The sequence below is a fragment of the Mycobacterium gordonae genome (assembly GCF_017086405.1).
In the GTDB taxonomy this organism is placed as follows: Bacteria; Actinomycetota; Actinomycetes; order Mycobacteriales; family Mycobacteriaceae; genus Mycobacterium; species Mycobacterium gordonae_D.
Genome location: NZ_CP070973.1, coordinates 2,935,757 through 2,950,829 on the forward strand (window position 1 = coordinate 2,935,757; position 15,073 = coordinate 2,950,829).

The 15,073-nt window shown below is 68.6% G+C and carries 12 protein-coding genes and 1 pseudogene; 6 read left to right on the top strand and 7 right to left on the bottom strand.

The annotated features are described in order from the left end of the window. The first annotated feature begins 43 nt into the window (after nucleotides 1-43). Nucleotides 44-1,255 carry a methionine adenosyltransferase gene (gene metK, locus JX552_RS12620; RefSeq protein WP_205877721.1) on the top strand — a complete coding sequence of 404 codons (1,212 nt, stop codon included), beginning with the start codon at nucleotides 44-46 and terminating at the stop codon, nucleotides 1,253-1,255. 75 nt (nucleotides 1,256-1,330) lie between these two features. Here the strand turns inward: metK and JX552_RS12625 are convergent, their stop codons facing one another. The 5 genes from JX552_RS12625 to JX552_RS12645 all read right to left on the bottom strand — a co-directional run bounded on the left by JX552_RS12625 (nucleotide 1,331) and on the right by JX552_RS12645 (nucleotide 7,512). Continuing rightward, entirely contained in the window at nucleotides 1,331-1,900 is a 570-nt protein-coding gene (locus JX552_RS12625) for a pyridoxamine 5'-phosphate oxidase family protein (RefSeq protein WP_205877722.1), read from the bottom strand. A 117-nt stretch (nucleotides 1,901-2,017) separates the two neighbouring features. Then, nucleotides 2,018-3,502 (bottom strand): flavin-containing monooxygenase, encoded by a 1,485-nt coding sequence (locus JX552_RS12630; RefSeq protein WP_205877723.1) that lies wholly within the window; start codon nucleotides 3,500-3,502, stop codon nucleotides 2,018-2,020. 240 nt (nucleotides 3,503-3,742) lie between these two features. Further along, nucleotides 3,743-5,446, bottom strand: a complete 1,704-nt coding sequence (locus JX552_RS12635) for a PE family protein (RefSeq protein ID WP_205877724.1) — start codon at nucleotides 5,444-5,446, stop codon at nucleotides 3,743-3,745. Nucleotides 5,447-5,558: 112 nt separating this feature from the next. Continuing rightward, nucleotides 5,559-6,521, bottom strand: coding sequence for an alpha/beta hydrolase (locus tag JX552_RS12640; protein WP_205877725.1), 963 nt, complete (start codon nucleotides 6,519-6,521; stop codon nucleotides 5,559-5,561). Between the two features lie 25 nt (nucleotides 6,522-6,546). Beyond that, a complete protein-coding gene (locus JX552_RS12645; RefSeq protein WP_205877726.1) occupies nucleotides 6,547-7,512 on the bottom strand; it encodes an alpha/beta hydrolase in 966 nt (321 codons plus the stop codon). On the opposite strand from JX552_RS12645, the gene JX552_RS12650 reads away from it, so the two are divergent. Both JX552_RS12650 and JX552_RS12655 read left to right on the top strand, forming a co-directional pair. Further along, entirely contained in the window at nucleotides 7,511-8,236 is a 726-nt protein-coding gene (locus tag JX552_RS12650) for a lysoplasmalogenase (protein WP_205877727.1), read from the top strand. The genes JX552_RS12645 and JX552_RS12650 overlap by 2 nt on opposite strands. 119 nt (nucleotides 8,237-8,355) lie before the next feature. After that, on the top strand, nucleotides 8,356-10,299 hold the full coding sequence (locus tag JX552_RS12655) for a primosomal protein N' (RefSeq protein ID WP_205878398.1): 1,944 nt from the start codon (nucleotides 8,356-8,358) through the stop codon (nucleotides 10,297-10,299). A 6-nt stretch (nucleotides 10,300-10,305) separates the two neighbouring features. Here JX552_RS12655 and JX552_RS12660 read toward each other — a convergent pair whose 3' ends face one another. Continuing rightward, a complete protein-coding gene (locus tag JX552_RS12660) occupies nucleotides 10,306-11,118 on the bottom strand; it encodes a class I SAM-dependent methyltransferase (protein WP_205877728.1) in 813 nt (270 codons plus the stop codon). Between the two features lie 147 nt (nucleotides 11,119-11,265). Here JX552_RS12660 and JX552_RS12665 point away from each other — a divergent pair, with 147 nt between their 5' ends. After that, nucleotides 11,266-11,745 carry a MarR family transcriptional regulator gene (locus JX552_RS12665; protein ID WP_205877729.1) on the top strand — a complete coding sequence of 160 codons (480 nt, stop codon included), beginning with the start codon at nucleotides 11,266-11,268 and terminating at the stop codon, nucleotides 11,743-11,745. 20 nt (nucleotides 11,746-11,765) lie between these two features. Here JX552_RS12665 and JX552_RS12670 read toward each other — a convergent pair whose 3' ends face one another. Then, nucleotides 11,766-12,590: a class I SAM-dependent methyltransferase gene (locus tag JX552_RS12670; protein WP_205877730.1), complete on the bottom strand. Its 825-nt coding sequence runs from the start codon at nucleotides 12,588-12,590 to the stop codon at nucleotides 11,766-11,768. 141 nt (nucleotides 12,591-12,731) lie between these two features. On the opposite strand from JX552_RS12670, the pseudogene fmt reads away from it, so the two are divergent. Beyond that, a pseudogene (fmt, locus tag JX552_RS12675) lies at nucleotides 12,732-13,663 on the top strand (methionyl-tRNA formyltransferase). Next, the gene (locus tag JX552_RS12680; RefSeq protein WP_205877731.1) at nucleotides 13,660-15,072 is read left to right on the top strand and encodes an RsmB/NOP family class I SAM-dependent RNA methyltransferase; all 1,413 of its coding nucleotides are present in this window, start codon (nucleotides 13,660-13,662) and stop codon (nucleotides 15,070-15,072) included. Before fmt ends, JX552_RS12680 begins: the two are co-directional and overlap by 4 nt. The last annotated feature ends 1 nt before the right edge of the window (nucleotide 15,073 follow it).

Genomic DNA, 15,073 nt, shown 5'->3' on the forward strand with positions numbered 1-15,073 from the left:
TAACTAACGGTTGGGCGGGCATGGACTGGAAGGACGGACCAGGGTGAGCGAGAAGGGTCGGCTATTTACCAGCGAGTCGGTGACCGAGGGGCATCCAGACAAGATCTGTGACGCGATCAGTGACTCGGTCCTTGACGCGCTGCTGGCGGACGACCCGCGGTCACGTGTGGCGGTCGAGACATTGGTGACCACCGGGCAGGTGCATGTGGTGGGAGAGGTGACGACCTCGGCGAAGGAGGCCTTCGCCGACATCACCAACACGGTCCGCGCGAGAATCCTGGACATCGGTTATGACTCTTCGGAGAAGGGTTTCGACGGCGCGTCCTGCGGGGTCAACATCGGCATCGGCGCACAGTCGCCGGACATCGCTCAGGGCGTCGACACCGCTCACGAGGCCCGCGTCGAGGGCGCGGCGGATCCGCTGGACTCCCAGGGAGCCGGCGACCAGGGCCTGATGTTCGGTTACGCGATCAATGACACCCCGGAATTGATGCCGCTGCCGATCGCGCTGGCGCACCGGCTGTCGCGTCGACTGACCGAGGTCCGCAAGAACGGGACGCTGCCCTACCTGCGGCCGGACGGCAAGACCCAGGTCACCATCGAGTACGAGGACAACGTCCCGGTGCGCTTGGACACGGTTGTGGTCTCCACCCAGCATTCCGACGGGATCGACCTGGAGAAGACGCTGGACCCTGACATCCGCAAGCATGTGCTGCAGACGGTGCTCGAAGACCTGGCGCACGAGACGCTGGACTCCTCTGCCACGCGAGTGCTGGTCAACCCGACCGGCAAGTTCGTTCTGGGTGGCCCGATGGGCGACGCCGGGCTGACCGGCCGCAAGATCATCGTCGACACCTACGGTGGCTGGGCGCGTCACGGCGGTGGTGCATTCTCCGGCAAGGACCCCTCGAAGGTGGACCGGTCGGCGGCCTACGCGATGCGCTGGGTGGCCAAGAACATCGTCGCCGCCGGGCTCGCGGAGCGGGTCGAGGTTCAGGTGGCCTACGCCATCGGCAAGGCAGCCCCGGTCGGCCTGTTCATCGAGACGTTCGGCACCGCGATCGTGGACCCGATCAAGATCGAGAAGATCGTTCCCGAGGTGTTCGACCTGCGGCCCGGCGCGATCATCCGAGACCTGGACCTGCTGCGGCCGATCTATGCGCCGACAGCCGCCTACGGGCACTTCGGCCGCACCGACATCGAGTTGCCGTGGGAGCAGCTGAACAAGGTCGACGACCTCAAGCGCGCGATCTAGCCTCCCCTGCGCGAGCAGACGCAAAAGCACCCGCACGCCCGGCGTGTCGGGTGCTTTTGCGTCTGCTCGCCGGCGTCAGCCAAGCGGCGGCAGCGGGTGGTCGGGGTCCAGCCCGGCCAGGCCGTCGATGCTGTGCTGATTCCGGCCGATGGTGCCCGAGTACGCCTCGTGCGGCTGCTTGCTGTGATAGTTGTCGAGCACGGGTCGCTCGTCGACGAGTTCGTAGTAGGGCACCGCGAACCCGCACGCGTCGGCGATCCGTTCCACGTCGATCACAATTGCTGCCCGCACTCCCGCTCGAAGCTCGCCGAAATGCGCTCGCACACTGGCGAAGTCGTCGTCATCCGGGCGCAGCACCCGCCCGGTGCCGAACAGTCGCAGAATGCGCGAGTTGCGGGTGAACGAGCAGAACATCAGCGTGATCCGGCCGTTGTCCCGCAGGTGCGCAATGGTCTCCACGCCGCTGCCGAACAGATCCAGGTAGGCGACGGTGTGATCGTCGAGTACCGCGAAGGTGTCGGCGTATCCCTTGGGGGACAGGTTGATTCGACCGCCCTCAGACGGGGCGGTGGCGACGAAGAACATTGCCTGTTCGCCGATGAACTCACGCAGCGACTCGTCGATTCGGGAGAACACTTTCGCCATGGTCTGAGCCTAGCCGCGGGTGCGTCCCGTGCTGGCGCGAGCGTCCGCAAAAATGCCGGCTGTCGCGGCGTGTCGTCGGCGAAACGCGGGCGCTCGCAGCCCGGGAAAAGTGCGGGCCTATCCCGTGTATCGGTAGTCGTCCAAATCGAAATGCCTACTGCGCCAATAGGCTTCGACCGTCGTGGTGGGTCGCAGCGGAACGTCGCCGTTCTTGTCGAAGTAGTAGCTGTTGGCCAGCCGGCAGCTGTCCTGCCAGAACACTTGCCGATAGCGCCGGCGCATCATCTCGGCGAAATACCGGTCGTTGGCTTCCTCGGTGATCTCGACCCGCGTCGCACCCTGTTGGCGTGCCCGTTTCAGGCAGCGCAGGATGTGGTGGGTCTGGGTCTCGATCAGCGCGAAGTAGGACGACCCGACATAGCCGTAGGGCCCGAAGACGGCGAAGAAATTCGGGAAGCCGGGAATGCTGACGCCCTCGTAGGCCTGGGTGCGGTGCTCGTCCCAGAACCGGCTCAACGATTGTCCCCCCACGCCGGTGACCGCATAAGTCAGTACGTCGTCGGTATCGAGCACCTTGAAGCCGGTGGCCAGGATCAACACATCGACGTCGTGGGAGGCGCCATCGGTGGTGGTGACGGACGACGGGGTGATCTTGTCGATGGGTTCGATGACCAAGTGCACGTTGTCGCGGTTGAACGTGGACAGATAGGTGTTGTGGAAGCCCGGCCGTTTGCAACCCACCGCATATTGCGGCGTCAGCTGTTCGCGCACCTCGGGGTCGTCGACCTCCTGGCGCAGGTATCGGCGTCCCGCCGCCGCCATCCATTTGGCCAGTGGAAACACCGTGAAATAGTGCGCCGAGATCGGGAAACTGGCTTCGACGAAGGCCTGGCTGAGCGCCCGCTGCACCGCTTTGCCGCCGGGAATCCGCATCGCCCAGCGCACCGCCGCCGGCAGCGGAACGTCGAACTTCGGGAAGCACCAGATGGGCGTGCGCTGAAAGACTGTCAGGCTCGCGACCGCCGGCGCGATCTCCGGGATGATCTGGACGGCCGAGGCGCCGGTGCCGATGATCCCGACGCGCTTGCCCGTCAAGTCCTGGCTGTGGTCCCAGCGCGCGGTGTGCATGGTGGTGCCGTCGAAAGAATCGACCCCGTCAATGTCGGGCAGTTTGGGCACCGTCAAAACCCCGCTGGCGCTGATGATGAACCGGGCGGTGACCTCCCCGCCGGGGTCGGTATGCACCCGCCACAGGCCGTGCTCCTGGTCGAACTCCGCGGCGATCACCTTGGTGTTGAACCTGATTCGGGACCTGATGCCGTACTTCTCCACGCAGTGTTCGGCGTATGCCCTGAGTTCCCGCCCCGGTGCGTAGGTGCGTGACCAGTCCGGGCTCTGCTCGAACGAGAATTGGTAGGAGAACGACGGAATGTCCACGGCGATACCGGGATAGGTGTTCCAGTACCAGGTGCCGCCGACGCCGTCGCCGGATTCGACGATCAGATAGTCGGCGAATCCCGCCTCGTCGAGCTTGATGGCGGCGCCGATACCGGAGAACCCGGCGCCGACGATCAGGACTTCGTGGTCAGGAGCGGTAGCCATTGCGCATTCCTCCGATGGCGTTGCACGCCGCCGAACTTCGGTGGTGCATTGCTGCTATTCGCAGCGTACGGCCCGGAATCACGTTTAAGCCGTGCGGCTTCGCTAACCCGGCAGAATGCCTCGCCGCCCCTCAAGTCCTTACCAGGATGCGGTTGGGCCCGCCGGAGCCACCCCGCACCGACATTGCCGACGAACTGTGCAGACCCGCCGTAGGAAGACCAGCTGGTCCACCAGTGCGCGTCAGCCCGGCGCGCCGGGGAGCCCGGTGGCGCCGGAGCCACCCAGCAGTTGCCCGCGGGCGCCGCCGTTGCCGGCGACCCCGCCGGTGCCGCCGATGCTGCCTGTCCCGGGCGCTCCGCCGGGACCGCCGTTGCCGCCGTCGCCGCCGTTGCCGAGCAGCCTGGCGGCCCCGCCATCGCCACCCGTTCCGCCTGGACCACCAGGGGAATTAATGAATGCGGTGCCACTGCCCCCAGCACCTCCCGCGCCGCCTACTCCGCCCGCGCCGATCCAGCCGGCGGTTCCGCCGGCACCTCCCGCGCCGCCCTTCACCCCGGTGAAGGCGATCGGGTCGAATCCGCTGGTCCCACCGGCGCCACCGGCGCCACCGTTGCCGAAGAGGTTCGCGAAGCCACCGGCGCCGCCGATGCCGCCGGGCCCGCGTCCTCCGGCTGCACTTCCGGCGTTGCCGCCGGCTCCGCCGTTTCCGAACTGGCCTGCCACGCCGCCCGCACCGCCATTGCCGCCCCCGGCATTGCCGTTGCCGCCTGCGCCGCCGGCCCCGCCGTTACCAAACAGCCGGGCCGCACCGCCAGCACCGCCGGCGCCGCCGATATTGGTGCTGTTGGTGACGATCGACCCGCCGGTCCCGCCGCCGCCACCGTTGCCGTACAACAGTCCGCCGACGCCGCCGTTGCCTCCGCCTCCGCCATTGCTGAACAAGCCGGTTCCGCCGGCCCCCCCTGCGCCGCCGTCGCCGATCAGCCCGACAGATCCGCCGGTACCGCCGGCGCCGCCAGCGCCGCCGCCACCGATGGCGTTCCCGCCGGCCCCGCCGGCTCCGCCGTGGCCGACGAGCTGTACTGAACCGCCCGCGCCGCCCGCTCCGCTGAGGCCACCGCCGCCGAGTCCCGCGCCGCCCAGTCCACCAACCCCGCCGGTGCCACCATTGCCGAATAACGCGGTTCCACCGGCACCACCCGCGCCACCGGGGCCACCTAGTGCGAGGTCGGCCGGATTGATTCCACCCTGGCCCCCTTGTCCGCCGACCCCTCCGTTGCCGAACAGGCCGCCAGCACCGCCGGCGCCGCCCATGCCGCCCGCACCGCCGGGCCCGGTCATGACGGTGGCACCCACTCCACCCGTTCCTCCGGCGCCGCCGGTCCCGTACAGCCACCCGCCGTTGCCGCCCGCGCCGCCGGCGGCCCCCACACCACCGACCCCGCCGGCGCCGCCGTTGCCGATCAACCCGGCGGCTCCGCCCGCACCACCGGCCACGCCGGCGCTGACTCCAGCAGCACCGTTGCCCCCGTTGCCGTACAGCAGCCCGCCGGCCCCGCCGGCCGCGCCCGGTGTCGCGCCGTCGGCGCCGTTGCCGATCAACGGACGTCCGAGCAGCACCTGAGTGGGGGTGTTGATCGCGTTCAGCAGCGTCTGTTCGACATTTGAGGCTTCTGCGGCCGCGTAGGCGTTCGCACCGCCGGTCATCAGTTCGACGAATTGGGCATGGAACGCCGACGCCTGTGCGCTCAACGCCTGGTAGGCCTGCGCGTGGCCGCCGAACATGGCGGCGATGAGCACAGACACCTCGTCGGCACCCGCGGCCAGCACGCCGGTGGTGGGAAACGCCGCGGCGGCATTGGCGGCGGACAGCGTCGAGCCGATGTTCGCCAGGTCCGAGGCAGCGGCAGCCACCCACTCCGGCGCCGCGATCACATATGACATTGCGTACCTCCCGACAGGTAGCGTCAAGCCCGACCGGATCATCCTATGGCGAGTCCGTCGTTAGAGTCGGGTTTTCGGCGCAATCGCCAAAAACGTTCTTAAGCAAGAAAATTCAGGAGTGCAACGCCTTCTTCAGCGCGGCGAGACCGCGGTTGGTCGCCGCCGCGGCGGCCGGCACCACCAAGCCGAAACTGACGTACCCGTGCACCATGTTCGGCTCGTTGACCAGTTCCACCGGAACGCCTGCCTCGCTCAGCAATTCCGCATATCGCGCACCGTCGTCGCGCAGCGGATCGTGGTGGGCCGTGCCGATGAACGCCGGTGGCAGGCCGGCCAGCACGCCGTTACCAGGGGCCAGATTCACCGGCAGGGTGGTGTGGTCGCTGACGTCGAGGTGAGGGACGTACCAGTTCAAGAACGCCTCTATGACGTCGTCGTCGAGGATGTGTGCGTTGGCGTTCTCGATGAACGACGGCAGGCTCCGGTCACCGATGCAGGACGGGTACCACAACAGCTGGAAGACCACCGATGGCCCGTCGTGGTCGCGGGCCAGGTGCGCCATGATCGCCGAGAGGTTGCCACCGGCGGAATCACCGGCGACGGCGATCCGGGACGGATCACCGCCCAGTTCGGCGGCGTTCTCCCCGACCCAGCGCAGTGCCGCCCAGCTGTCCTCGACCGCTGCCGGGTGAGGATGCTCAGGGGCAAGCCGGTAATCCACGGACACCACGATCGCCTCCGCACCCACGGCGTGCGCACGGGCGACGTGGTCGTGGGTGTCCAGGTCGCCGAGTGCCCAGCCGCCGCCGTGGTAGAAGACGACCACCGGCAAGTCGTCCTGCGCCGCGGTGGGGGGCCAGTAGATCCGCACTGGAATATCGGTGTGTTCGCCGTAGCCGATCTTGCGGTCCTCGATCCGCAGATCAGGGAGTAGTTCCGGAGGAGCCTTGAGCGCGGCAAGCCGGGTGCGGGCAACCTCGACACCGTCGGACGCTGTGAAGGTCAGCGGAACGGCATCGAGCAGCATCTTGAGCAGCGGATCGATCTCCGGTCGGGCATTGGTCGGGTCCGTCATGGAAACAGCGTATGCAGGCGGGCCGCTACCCGTGTAGCGCAACGCGCAAGGCGGCCAAACCGCGTTCCATCGCGGCGGTGGCAGCGGGCACTACGCCGGCGTAGCCGACGTACCCGTGCACCATCGTTTCGGCGTTGTGCACCTCGGCGGGGACACCGGCGCCGGCCAGGAGCTCGCCGTAGCGGATGCCGTCGTCGCGCAGCGGGTCGAACCCGGCAACGGCGATGTAGGCGGCCGGCAGGTCAGCGAGGTTGTCCGCTCGTCCCGGAGCCATCCCGGGCGGTGGGTTCGACATGTCGACTTCCCCTGCGTACCAACGGGAGAAGTCGGCGATGGCCTTCGAATCCAGGATCAGTGCGTTGGCGTTCTCGGTAAACGACGGCAGCGACGTGTCCCACATGGTGGAGGGGTACCACAGCAGCTGGAATGTGATGGCCGGCCCGCCTTCGTCGCGGGCTCGCTGGGCGACGGCGGCCGCGATGGTGCCGCCCGCGGAGTCACCTGCGACGGCGATCCGGCTGGTGTCGGCACCGATCTCGGAACCGCACTCGGCAACCCATCTCGTTGCGGCCCAGGCATCCTCGACAGCGGCAGGGTAGGGGTGCTCGGGTGCCAGGCGGTAGTCGACGGAGACCACGATCGCATCGGCGCCGACCGCATGTTGGCGCGACGTGCCGTCGTGGGTGTCCAGGTCGCCCATCACAAAGCCGCCGCCGTGAAAGAACAACACCACTGGTGCAGTGGACTGCGTTGGCGGCCAGTAGATTCTGATGTTGATCGGTCCGCCCGGCCCGTCGATCGCACGGTCCTCGACCCGCAGTTCGGGATGCACCGCCCTGCGCGGCAGGTCACGCAGTCGTTGTCGGACGGCGTCAATTCCGTCGTCGGGCGATAGCCGAAACGGAACCGCGTCCAGTACCTTCAGCAGGATGGGATCGACTCCGGGTTTCTCGTTACCCCGAAGCAAGGCGGTGTTGTCGAAATTCGGCATGGAGGTACCGTACGCATCCCGCCTCATGGTTATGGGCTGGGTGGCCGCCGGTTGGGCGGGAATCGCCTACGGCGTCTACCTGACGGTCATCGCCTTGCGTCTGCCGCCCGGCAGCGAACTCACTGGGCAGTGGATCCTGCAGCCACCGTTCAAAGCGTCGATGGCGTTGCTGCTCATGGTTGCCGCCTTTGCGCATCCCGTCGTCCGGGAGCGACGCTGGCTGGTGTTTGCGTTGCTGTTCTCCGCCGGTGGTGACTGGCTGCTCGCGATCCCGTGGTGGACCATGTCGTTCGTTCTGGGCCTGGGGTCATTTCTGTTGGCGCACATCTGTTTTCTGGGTGCGCTGGTTCCGCACGTCGCTCCGTCCCGGCCGCGGATGGCAGCCGCCGCGGCGATGGTGGTGGCCTCGGCGTCGATGCTGACCTGGTTCTGGCCGCATCTGGACAACGGCAAGGAAAACCTGACCCTCCCGGTAACGGTCTACATCACCGTGCTGTCGGCGATGGTGTGCACCGCGCTGCTGGCCAAGCTGCCCACCATCTGGACCGCCGTGGGAGCGTTGTGCTTCGCGGCGTCGGATTCGATGATCGCGATCAGCCGATTCATTCTGGGCAACGAGGCGTTGGCGGTGCCGATCTGGTGGTCGTACGCCGCCGCCGAGATCCTGATCACGGCCGGTTTCTTCTTCGGCCGCACCGACGTGACCGCGTCCGCCGAGAGCTAGTTGTCGCTGGGCGCAGTTACGGTGGCCGCACCGTGACGAGAAAAAGTCTGTCTGACAACGTAACTGGGCCTATTGCCGGTGCGGTGGCCGAAGTGGAGCCGATCGCGCGGGTGCTGCCGATGCTGTCGGTGCCGCACCTGGATCGTGAGTTCGACTATCTGGTATCACCGGAGCAGTCCGACGACGCCCAGCCCGGAGTGCGGGTCCGGGTGCGCTTTCACGGTCGGTTGGTCGACGGGTTCGTGCTGGAACGACGCCACGACACCGACCATCCGGGAAAGCTCGGCTGGCTGGACCGGGTCGTTTCCGCCGAACCCGTCCTCACTCCGGAGATCCGGCGACTGGTCGAAGCGGTCGCCGCACGCTACGCCGGCACCAGGCCGGATGTGTTGCGCCTGGCTGTGCCTGCCCGGCATGCCCGGGTCGAGAAGGAATTGCCCGCGATACCTGCCCTGCCGGTGGTGCAGCCGGTGGATGCCGCCGCCTGGCAGGGCTACGGTCGTGGCGGTCAGTTTCTGGATGCGCTGGCCGAATCCCGGGCCGCTCGGGCGGTATGGCAGGCCCTGCCGGGGGAGTCGTGGGCGGACCGGTTCGCCGAGGCCGCCGCCCAGACCGTTGCGGCCGGACACTCGGCGCTGGCGATCGTGCCCGACCAGCGCGATCTCGACCGGTTGTGGCAGGCGGCGGTGGCGCGGGTCGACGAGGCCAGTGTGGTGGCGCTGTCCGCCGGACTCGGCCCTGCCGCGCGGTACCGGCGGTGGCTGGCCGCGCTACGGGGCAGCGCGCGCGTGGTGATCGGGACCCGCAGCGCGGTGTTTGCGCCGGTGACCGATCTCGGGCTGGTCATGGTGTGGTCGGACGCCGACGACAGCCTGGCCGAGCCGCGGGCGCCGTATCCGCACGCCCGCGAGGTGGCGATGCTGCGTGCGCATCAGGCGCGCTGCGCCGCGCTGATCGGCGGTTACTCCCGGACCGCGGAGGCGCAGGCGCTGGTGCGCAGCGGGTGGGCACAGGACATCGTCGCGGCCCGGCCCGTGGTGCGAGTTCGCACGCCGCGGGTGGTGGCGCTCGACGACAGCGGATATGCCGACGAGCGCGACCCGGCGGCACACACCGCGCGCCTGCCGTCGATCGCGCTGCGGGCCGCCCGATCCGCGCTGGAATCCGGGGCTCCGGTGCTGGTGCAGGTGCCGCGACGCGGCTATGTGCCGTCGCTGGCGTGCGGTCGTTGCCGAACGATCGCGCGCTGTCGGCATTGCACCGGACCGCTGGCGCTGACCGATCGTGGTGGCGGTGCTATGTGCCGCTGGTGCGGGCGGGTCGACCCGGCGCTGCGCTGCGGTCGATGCGGGTCCGACGCGGTACGTGCGGCAATTGTCGGGGCCCGGCGCACCGCCGAAGAACTCGGCCGGGCATTCCCGGGCACTTCGGTGGTCACCTCCGCGGGCGACGTCATCGTGTCCGAGGTGCCGGCGCGGCCGGCGCTGGTGGTGGCCACTCCCGGCGCCGAACCGTGTGCCGCGGGCGGTTACGGTGCCGCGTTGTTGCTCGATACCTGGGCACTGCTGGGCCGCCAGGACCTGCGCGCGGCCGAGGACGCGCTCTGGCGCTGGATGAACGCCGCTGCCCTGGTACGGCCCCGCGGTGCCGGCGGGGTGGTCACCGTGGTCGCCGAATCGGCGCTTCCGACGGTGCAGTCGCTGATTCGCTGGGATCCGATCGGCCACGCCGACGCTGAGCTGGCGGCGCGCGCCGAGGTGGGCCTGCCCCCGAGTGTGCACATCGCCGCCCTGGACGGCACTGCGGAGGCGGTGGCCACCCTGCTCGACGAGGCGCGGCTACCCGACGAGGTGGAGCTGCTGGGACCGGTCGATCTGCCCGCGGGAGCGCGCCGGCCGGCGGGCATTGCGGCCGATGCCGCGGTCACCAGGATGCTGGTTCGGGTGCGCCGGGAGGACGGCCTGCGGCTGGCCGCCGCACTGCGCGGCGCGGTGGGTGTGCTCAGCGCCCGGCAAACCCATGAGCCGGTTCGGGTGCAGATCGACCCGCTGCATATCGGGTGACGTGGTTCAGCGCTTCCGGGCAGTGAAAATCAAGTATTCCCAACGCATTACACCGTCGTGGAGGTACTCGGCGGCGAGCTCGGCCAGTTCCGCGTCGAGTGCGGCGGTGTACGCCGGATCTCCGGCGATCTGTCGGTAGGCGTTGACGACGGGACCGTAGTGCCGCTTGAAGTAGTCGCGACAGGCTTCGGGGGAGTCGAAGCGGTCGACCCGCAACGCACCTGATCGCGTGCGGATGTCGCTGACGTGATCGCCGAAGAGCACGCTGATGTATCTCGGGCAACCCCACCATGTTTCGTGAGGGGACCTGCGGTGCATCATCGGACGGAAGGGCCGTACGGCGGACAGCAACCGGCCGTAGAAGCCGTCCGGCGTCCAGCTCAGCACGCTGATCTTGCCCCCGCGGCGACAGACCCGGGCCATTTCGTCGGCGGTGCGCTGCTGGCGGGGGGCGAACATGGACCCGATAGACGAGAGCACCGCGTCGAACTCCTCCGCCCGGAAGGGCAGGGCCTCGGCGTTGGCCTCACGCCAACGCAGTCGCAGCCCTTGCTCGGCCGCTCGCAGCTTTGCATGCTGCAGCAGTTCGGGGGTCAGGTCGATGGCGGTCACGTGGGCGCCGGCCGCGGCTGCGGGTATCGATGCGTTGCCGGTACCGGCCGCGACATCCAGAACCAGGTCACCAGGGCCGATACCCGAGGCGGAGGGCAGTATCTGTCCCAGCGGCGACAACACCTCATCGGCGTAGGTGGGGTAGTCGCCGAGTTGCCACATGGCCCGGTGCGTGGTTGCCGGGGCTTCGCAGACGGAACTGGTCATCGGATCTCCTGCGGTGTCGAAGTCGCCGCCGCTCCCCGCAAACAAATCCGTCAGCAACTATATTGGCAAGCAACAATTAAGTTATTCCATTGTAGGAGGCTGTTACAATTTCTCTGCTCTAGCTAAGCACCGGGGAAGGGGGCTTCGATGGCACCAGAGAATGCGACCACGGATTCGCTGGACATGATCACCGATTCGTTGTTGACGGCGTCAAGGCTGTTGGTCGGTATCTCGGCTAATTCTATTGCCGCGGTAGACGACACGATCACCATCCCGCAGTTCCGCACGCTGGTCATCTTGTCCAACCGCGGTCCGGTGAATCTGGCGACGTTGGCGACCCTGTTGGGTGTGCAGCCGTCGGCCACCGGCCGCATGGTCGATCGGCTGGTCAGCGCAGGACTGATCGACCGCATGCCGCACCCAACCTCCCGTCGCGAACTGCTTGCCACCCTCACCAAGCGCGGCCGCGAAGTGGTCGCCAAGGTGACGGCCAACCGGCGTACCGAGATCGCACGCATCGTCGAGAAGATGCCCCCGGCCGAACGCCATGGGCTGGTCCGCGCGCTCACCGCGTTCACCGCCGCCGGCGGCGAACCCGACGCTCACATCGAGTTGCTCGACATGTGAGCGCCGGACCGCTCCGGTTTTCACCGCTTGTGCGCGGTGAGCAGCAGGTATTCCCATTCCATGGCGCCGTTGGACAGATATTCGTCGGCAAGCTCGACGAGCTGGGCGTCGAGTTCGGCGGCCAGTACCCCGTTGCGCCCGATGTTCTCGTACGCCTCGATCGTCGGGCCGTAGTTGTTCTTGAAGTAGTCGTGGACGTCCTGGGCGGTGTCGAATCGCGTCACCTCGAGCAGCCCGCGCTGGGTCTCGACGTCGGCGACGCGGTCCCCGAGTAGCCCGGTGATGTAGGCCTCGCGTCCCCACAGGGCAGACGGGGGCAGGTCCGACGACAGGCTGGGCCGGTAGGGCCTGATAGTCGCCAGCATCCGGCCGAAGAAACCCTCCTGCGTCCAGCTGATCAGGCCGATCGTGCCGCCCGGGCGGCATACCCGGACCAACTCGTCGGCGGCGCGCTGGTGGTCCGGGGCGAACATCACTCCGATCGCCGAGATCACCGCGTCGAATGTGTTGTCGTCGAACGGAAGTGCCTGGGCATTAGCCTCCTGGTACTGCAACTTCAGGCACTCCATGGACGCGCGCGCCTGCGAGCGCTGGAGCAGCTCCGGGGTGAGGTCGGTCGACGTGACGGTCGCGCCGGTCCTGGCCGCGGGTAGCGAGATGTTGCCCGACCCGGCGGCGACGTCGAGCACATGAACGCCCGGTCCGATACCAGCGGCGGCCACCAGCAGGGGTCCGAGCGGGGCCATCACTTCTTCGGCCATCAGCGCATAGTCGCCGAGGGCCCACATGGCCCGGTGGGTGGCCGCCAGCGTGTCGTCGGCGCGGATTGGGGTGTCGATTGTCATGGTGGGTCTCCTTGAAGTGGAGTGAAAGATGCTATTAGTAGCGTACGGACACAGTATGCATAGGCAAGTTAGTAAGTCGCTGTGACTTCGCTGTCGGACTGTCGAGCGCTTCGGTTCAGCCTGAGTTCATAGACTGTGCCGGTGCGCCTCGTCTTCGCCGGTACCCCCGAACCCGCGTTGCCCGCTCTGCGCCGCCTCCTCGAGTCACCTCGGCACGAGGTGATCGCCGTGCTGACCCGGCCCGATGCCGCATCGGGGCGGCGCGGCACGCCGGAACCGTCGCCGGTAGCTCGAGAGGCGCTGGAGCGCGGCATCCCGGTATTGCGGCCGGAACGGCCCAACTCGCGGGAGTTCGTGGCCGAGCTGGCCGACCTGGCGCCGCAATGTTGCGCCGTGGTGGCCTACGGCGCACTTCTCGGGGATGCGCTGCTCGCGGTTCCCCCGTACGGCTGGGTCAACCTGCACTTCTCGCTCTTGCCTGCCTGGCGGGGCGCGGCGCCGGTCCAGGCCGCGATCGCCGCGGGTGACACCATCACCGGGGCCACCACCTTCCAGATCGAACCAAGCCTGGATTCCGGGCCGGTATACGGCATCGTCACCGAGACCATCCGTCCGACCGATACGGCCGGCGATCTGCTGGCGCGACTGGCGACGTCGGGTGCGGAACTGCTGGCGGGCACCCTGGACGGCATCGCGGACCAGGCATTGACGCCGCGTCCGCAACCCACCGAGGGAGTCAGCCTGGCGCCCAAGATCACCGTCGAGCAGGCCCGGGTGCGCTGGGACCTGCCGGCCCAAGTGGTCGAGCGACGGATCCGCTCCGTCACGCCGAACCCGGGCGCCTGGACGCTCATCGGCGCTATGCGAGTGAAAGTCGGCCCGGTGCAACTTGATTCGACTGGACCCCAATCCCTTGAACCCGGTGAGATACGGATTGACCGCAAGAGCGTGTGGGTCGGTACGGCTTCCCAACCGGTCCGACTGGGCCAGGTGCAGCCCCCGGAAAGAAGGCGATGAACGCCGCCGACTGGACGCGGGGCGCTCGGCTCGACCCCGAGATTCGGGCGTCATGACCCAGGACCAGCCCTACCGCAAACGCCCCGACCGCAAACCCCAGAAGCCGCAGCACCGACCGCGGCGCAAACCGCTGGACCCCGCGCGCCGTGCCGCGTTCGACGCGCTGCGGGCCGTCAGCGAGCGCAATGCCTACGCGAACCTGGTGCTGCCCGCGCTGCTGCGCGAGCGCGGTATCAGCGGCCGCGATGCGGCTTTCGCCACCGAACTCACCTACGGAACGTGCCGCTGCGCCGGCCTGTTGGACGTCATCATCGGAGCCGCTGCCGGCCGCTCGCCGCAGACCATCGATCCGGTGTTGCTCGACCTGCTGCGGCTGGGCGCGTACCAAATGCTGCGCACCCGGGTGGACGCCCATGCCGCGGTGTCCACCACCGTCGACCAGGCGGGGATCGAATTCGATTCCGCGCGAGCCGGTTTCGTCAACGGTGTGTTGCGCACCATTTCGGCACGGGACGAGAAATCCTGGGTGGACGAGTTGGCGCCCCGCAACGACGCGGTCGGTTACGCGGCGTTCGCGCATGCCCATCCCCGCTGGATCGCGCAGGCCTTCGCCGATGCGCTGGGACCAGCGGCCGGTGAGCTGGACGCGGTGCTGGCCAGTGACGACCAACGGCCCCAGCTGCACCTCGCGGCCCGCCCCGGGGTGCTGACTGCCGCCGAACTCGCCGAGGCGGTGCAGGGCACGGTCGGGCGGTACTCGCCCTATGCGGTGTACCTGCCCGGCGGGGACCCCGGGCAGCTGGAGCCGGTACGCGAGGCCCGCGCGCTGGTGCAGGACGAGGGCAGCCAGCTGGTGGCCCGGGCACTGACCCTGGCTGCCGTGGACGGCGACAACGGGCGCTGGCTGGACCTATGCGCCGGGCCTGGCGGGAAGACCGCACTGCTGGCCGCCCTCGGCGCGCAGTCCGGAGCCACCGTGACCGCCGTGGAACCCGCCGGGCATCGGGCCGACCTGGTGGTGGAGAACACCCGCGGGCTGCCGGTCGAGGTGTTGCGGGTGGACGGTCGGGAAACCGGCCTGTCGGCGCAGTTCGACCGGGTGCTGGTCGACGTGCCCTGCACCGGACTGGGCGCGCTGCGTCGCAGGCCGGAGGCGCGCTGGCGGCGCCAGCCCTCCGACGTGCCCGCCCTGGCGCGACTGCAACGCGAGCTGCTGGCCGCCGCGATCTCGCTCACCCGACCCGGCGGCGTAGTGCTGTACGCGACCTGCTCGCCGCACCTTGCCGAGACGGTGGGAGTCGTCGCAGACGCGCTGCGCCGCCACCCGGTCGAGGCGCTGGACGCCCGGCCGCTGTTCGACCCGGTCGACGCGTTGGGCGGCGGCCCGTACGTGCAGTTGTGGCCGCACCGGCATGGCACCGACGCCATGTTCGCGGCTGCCCTGCGCCGGCTCCCGGAGAATTAGT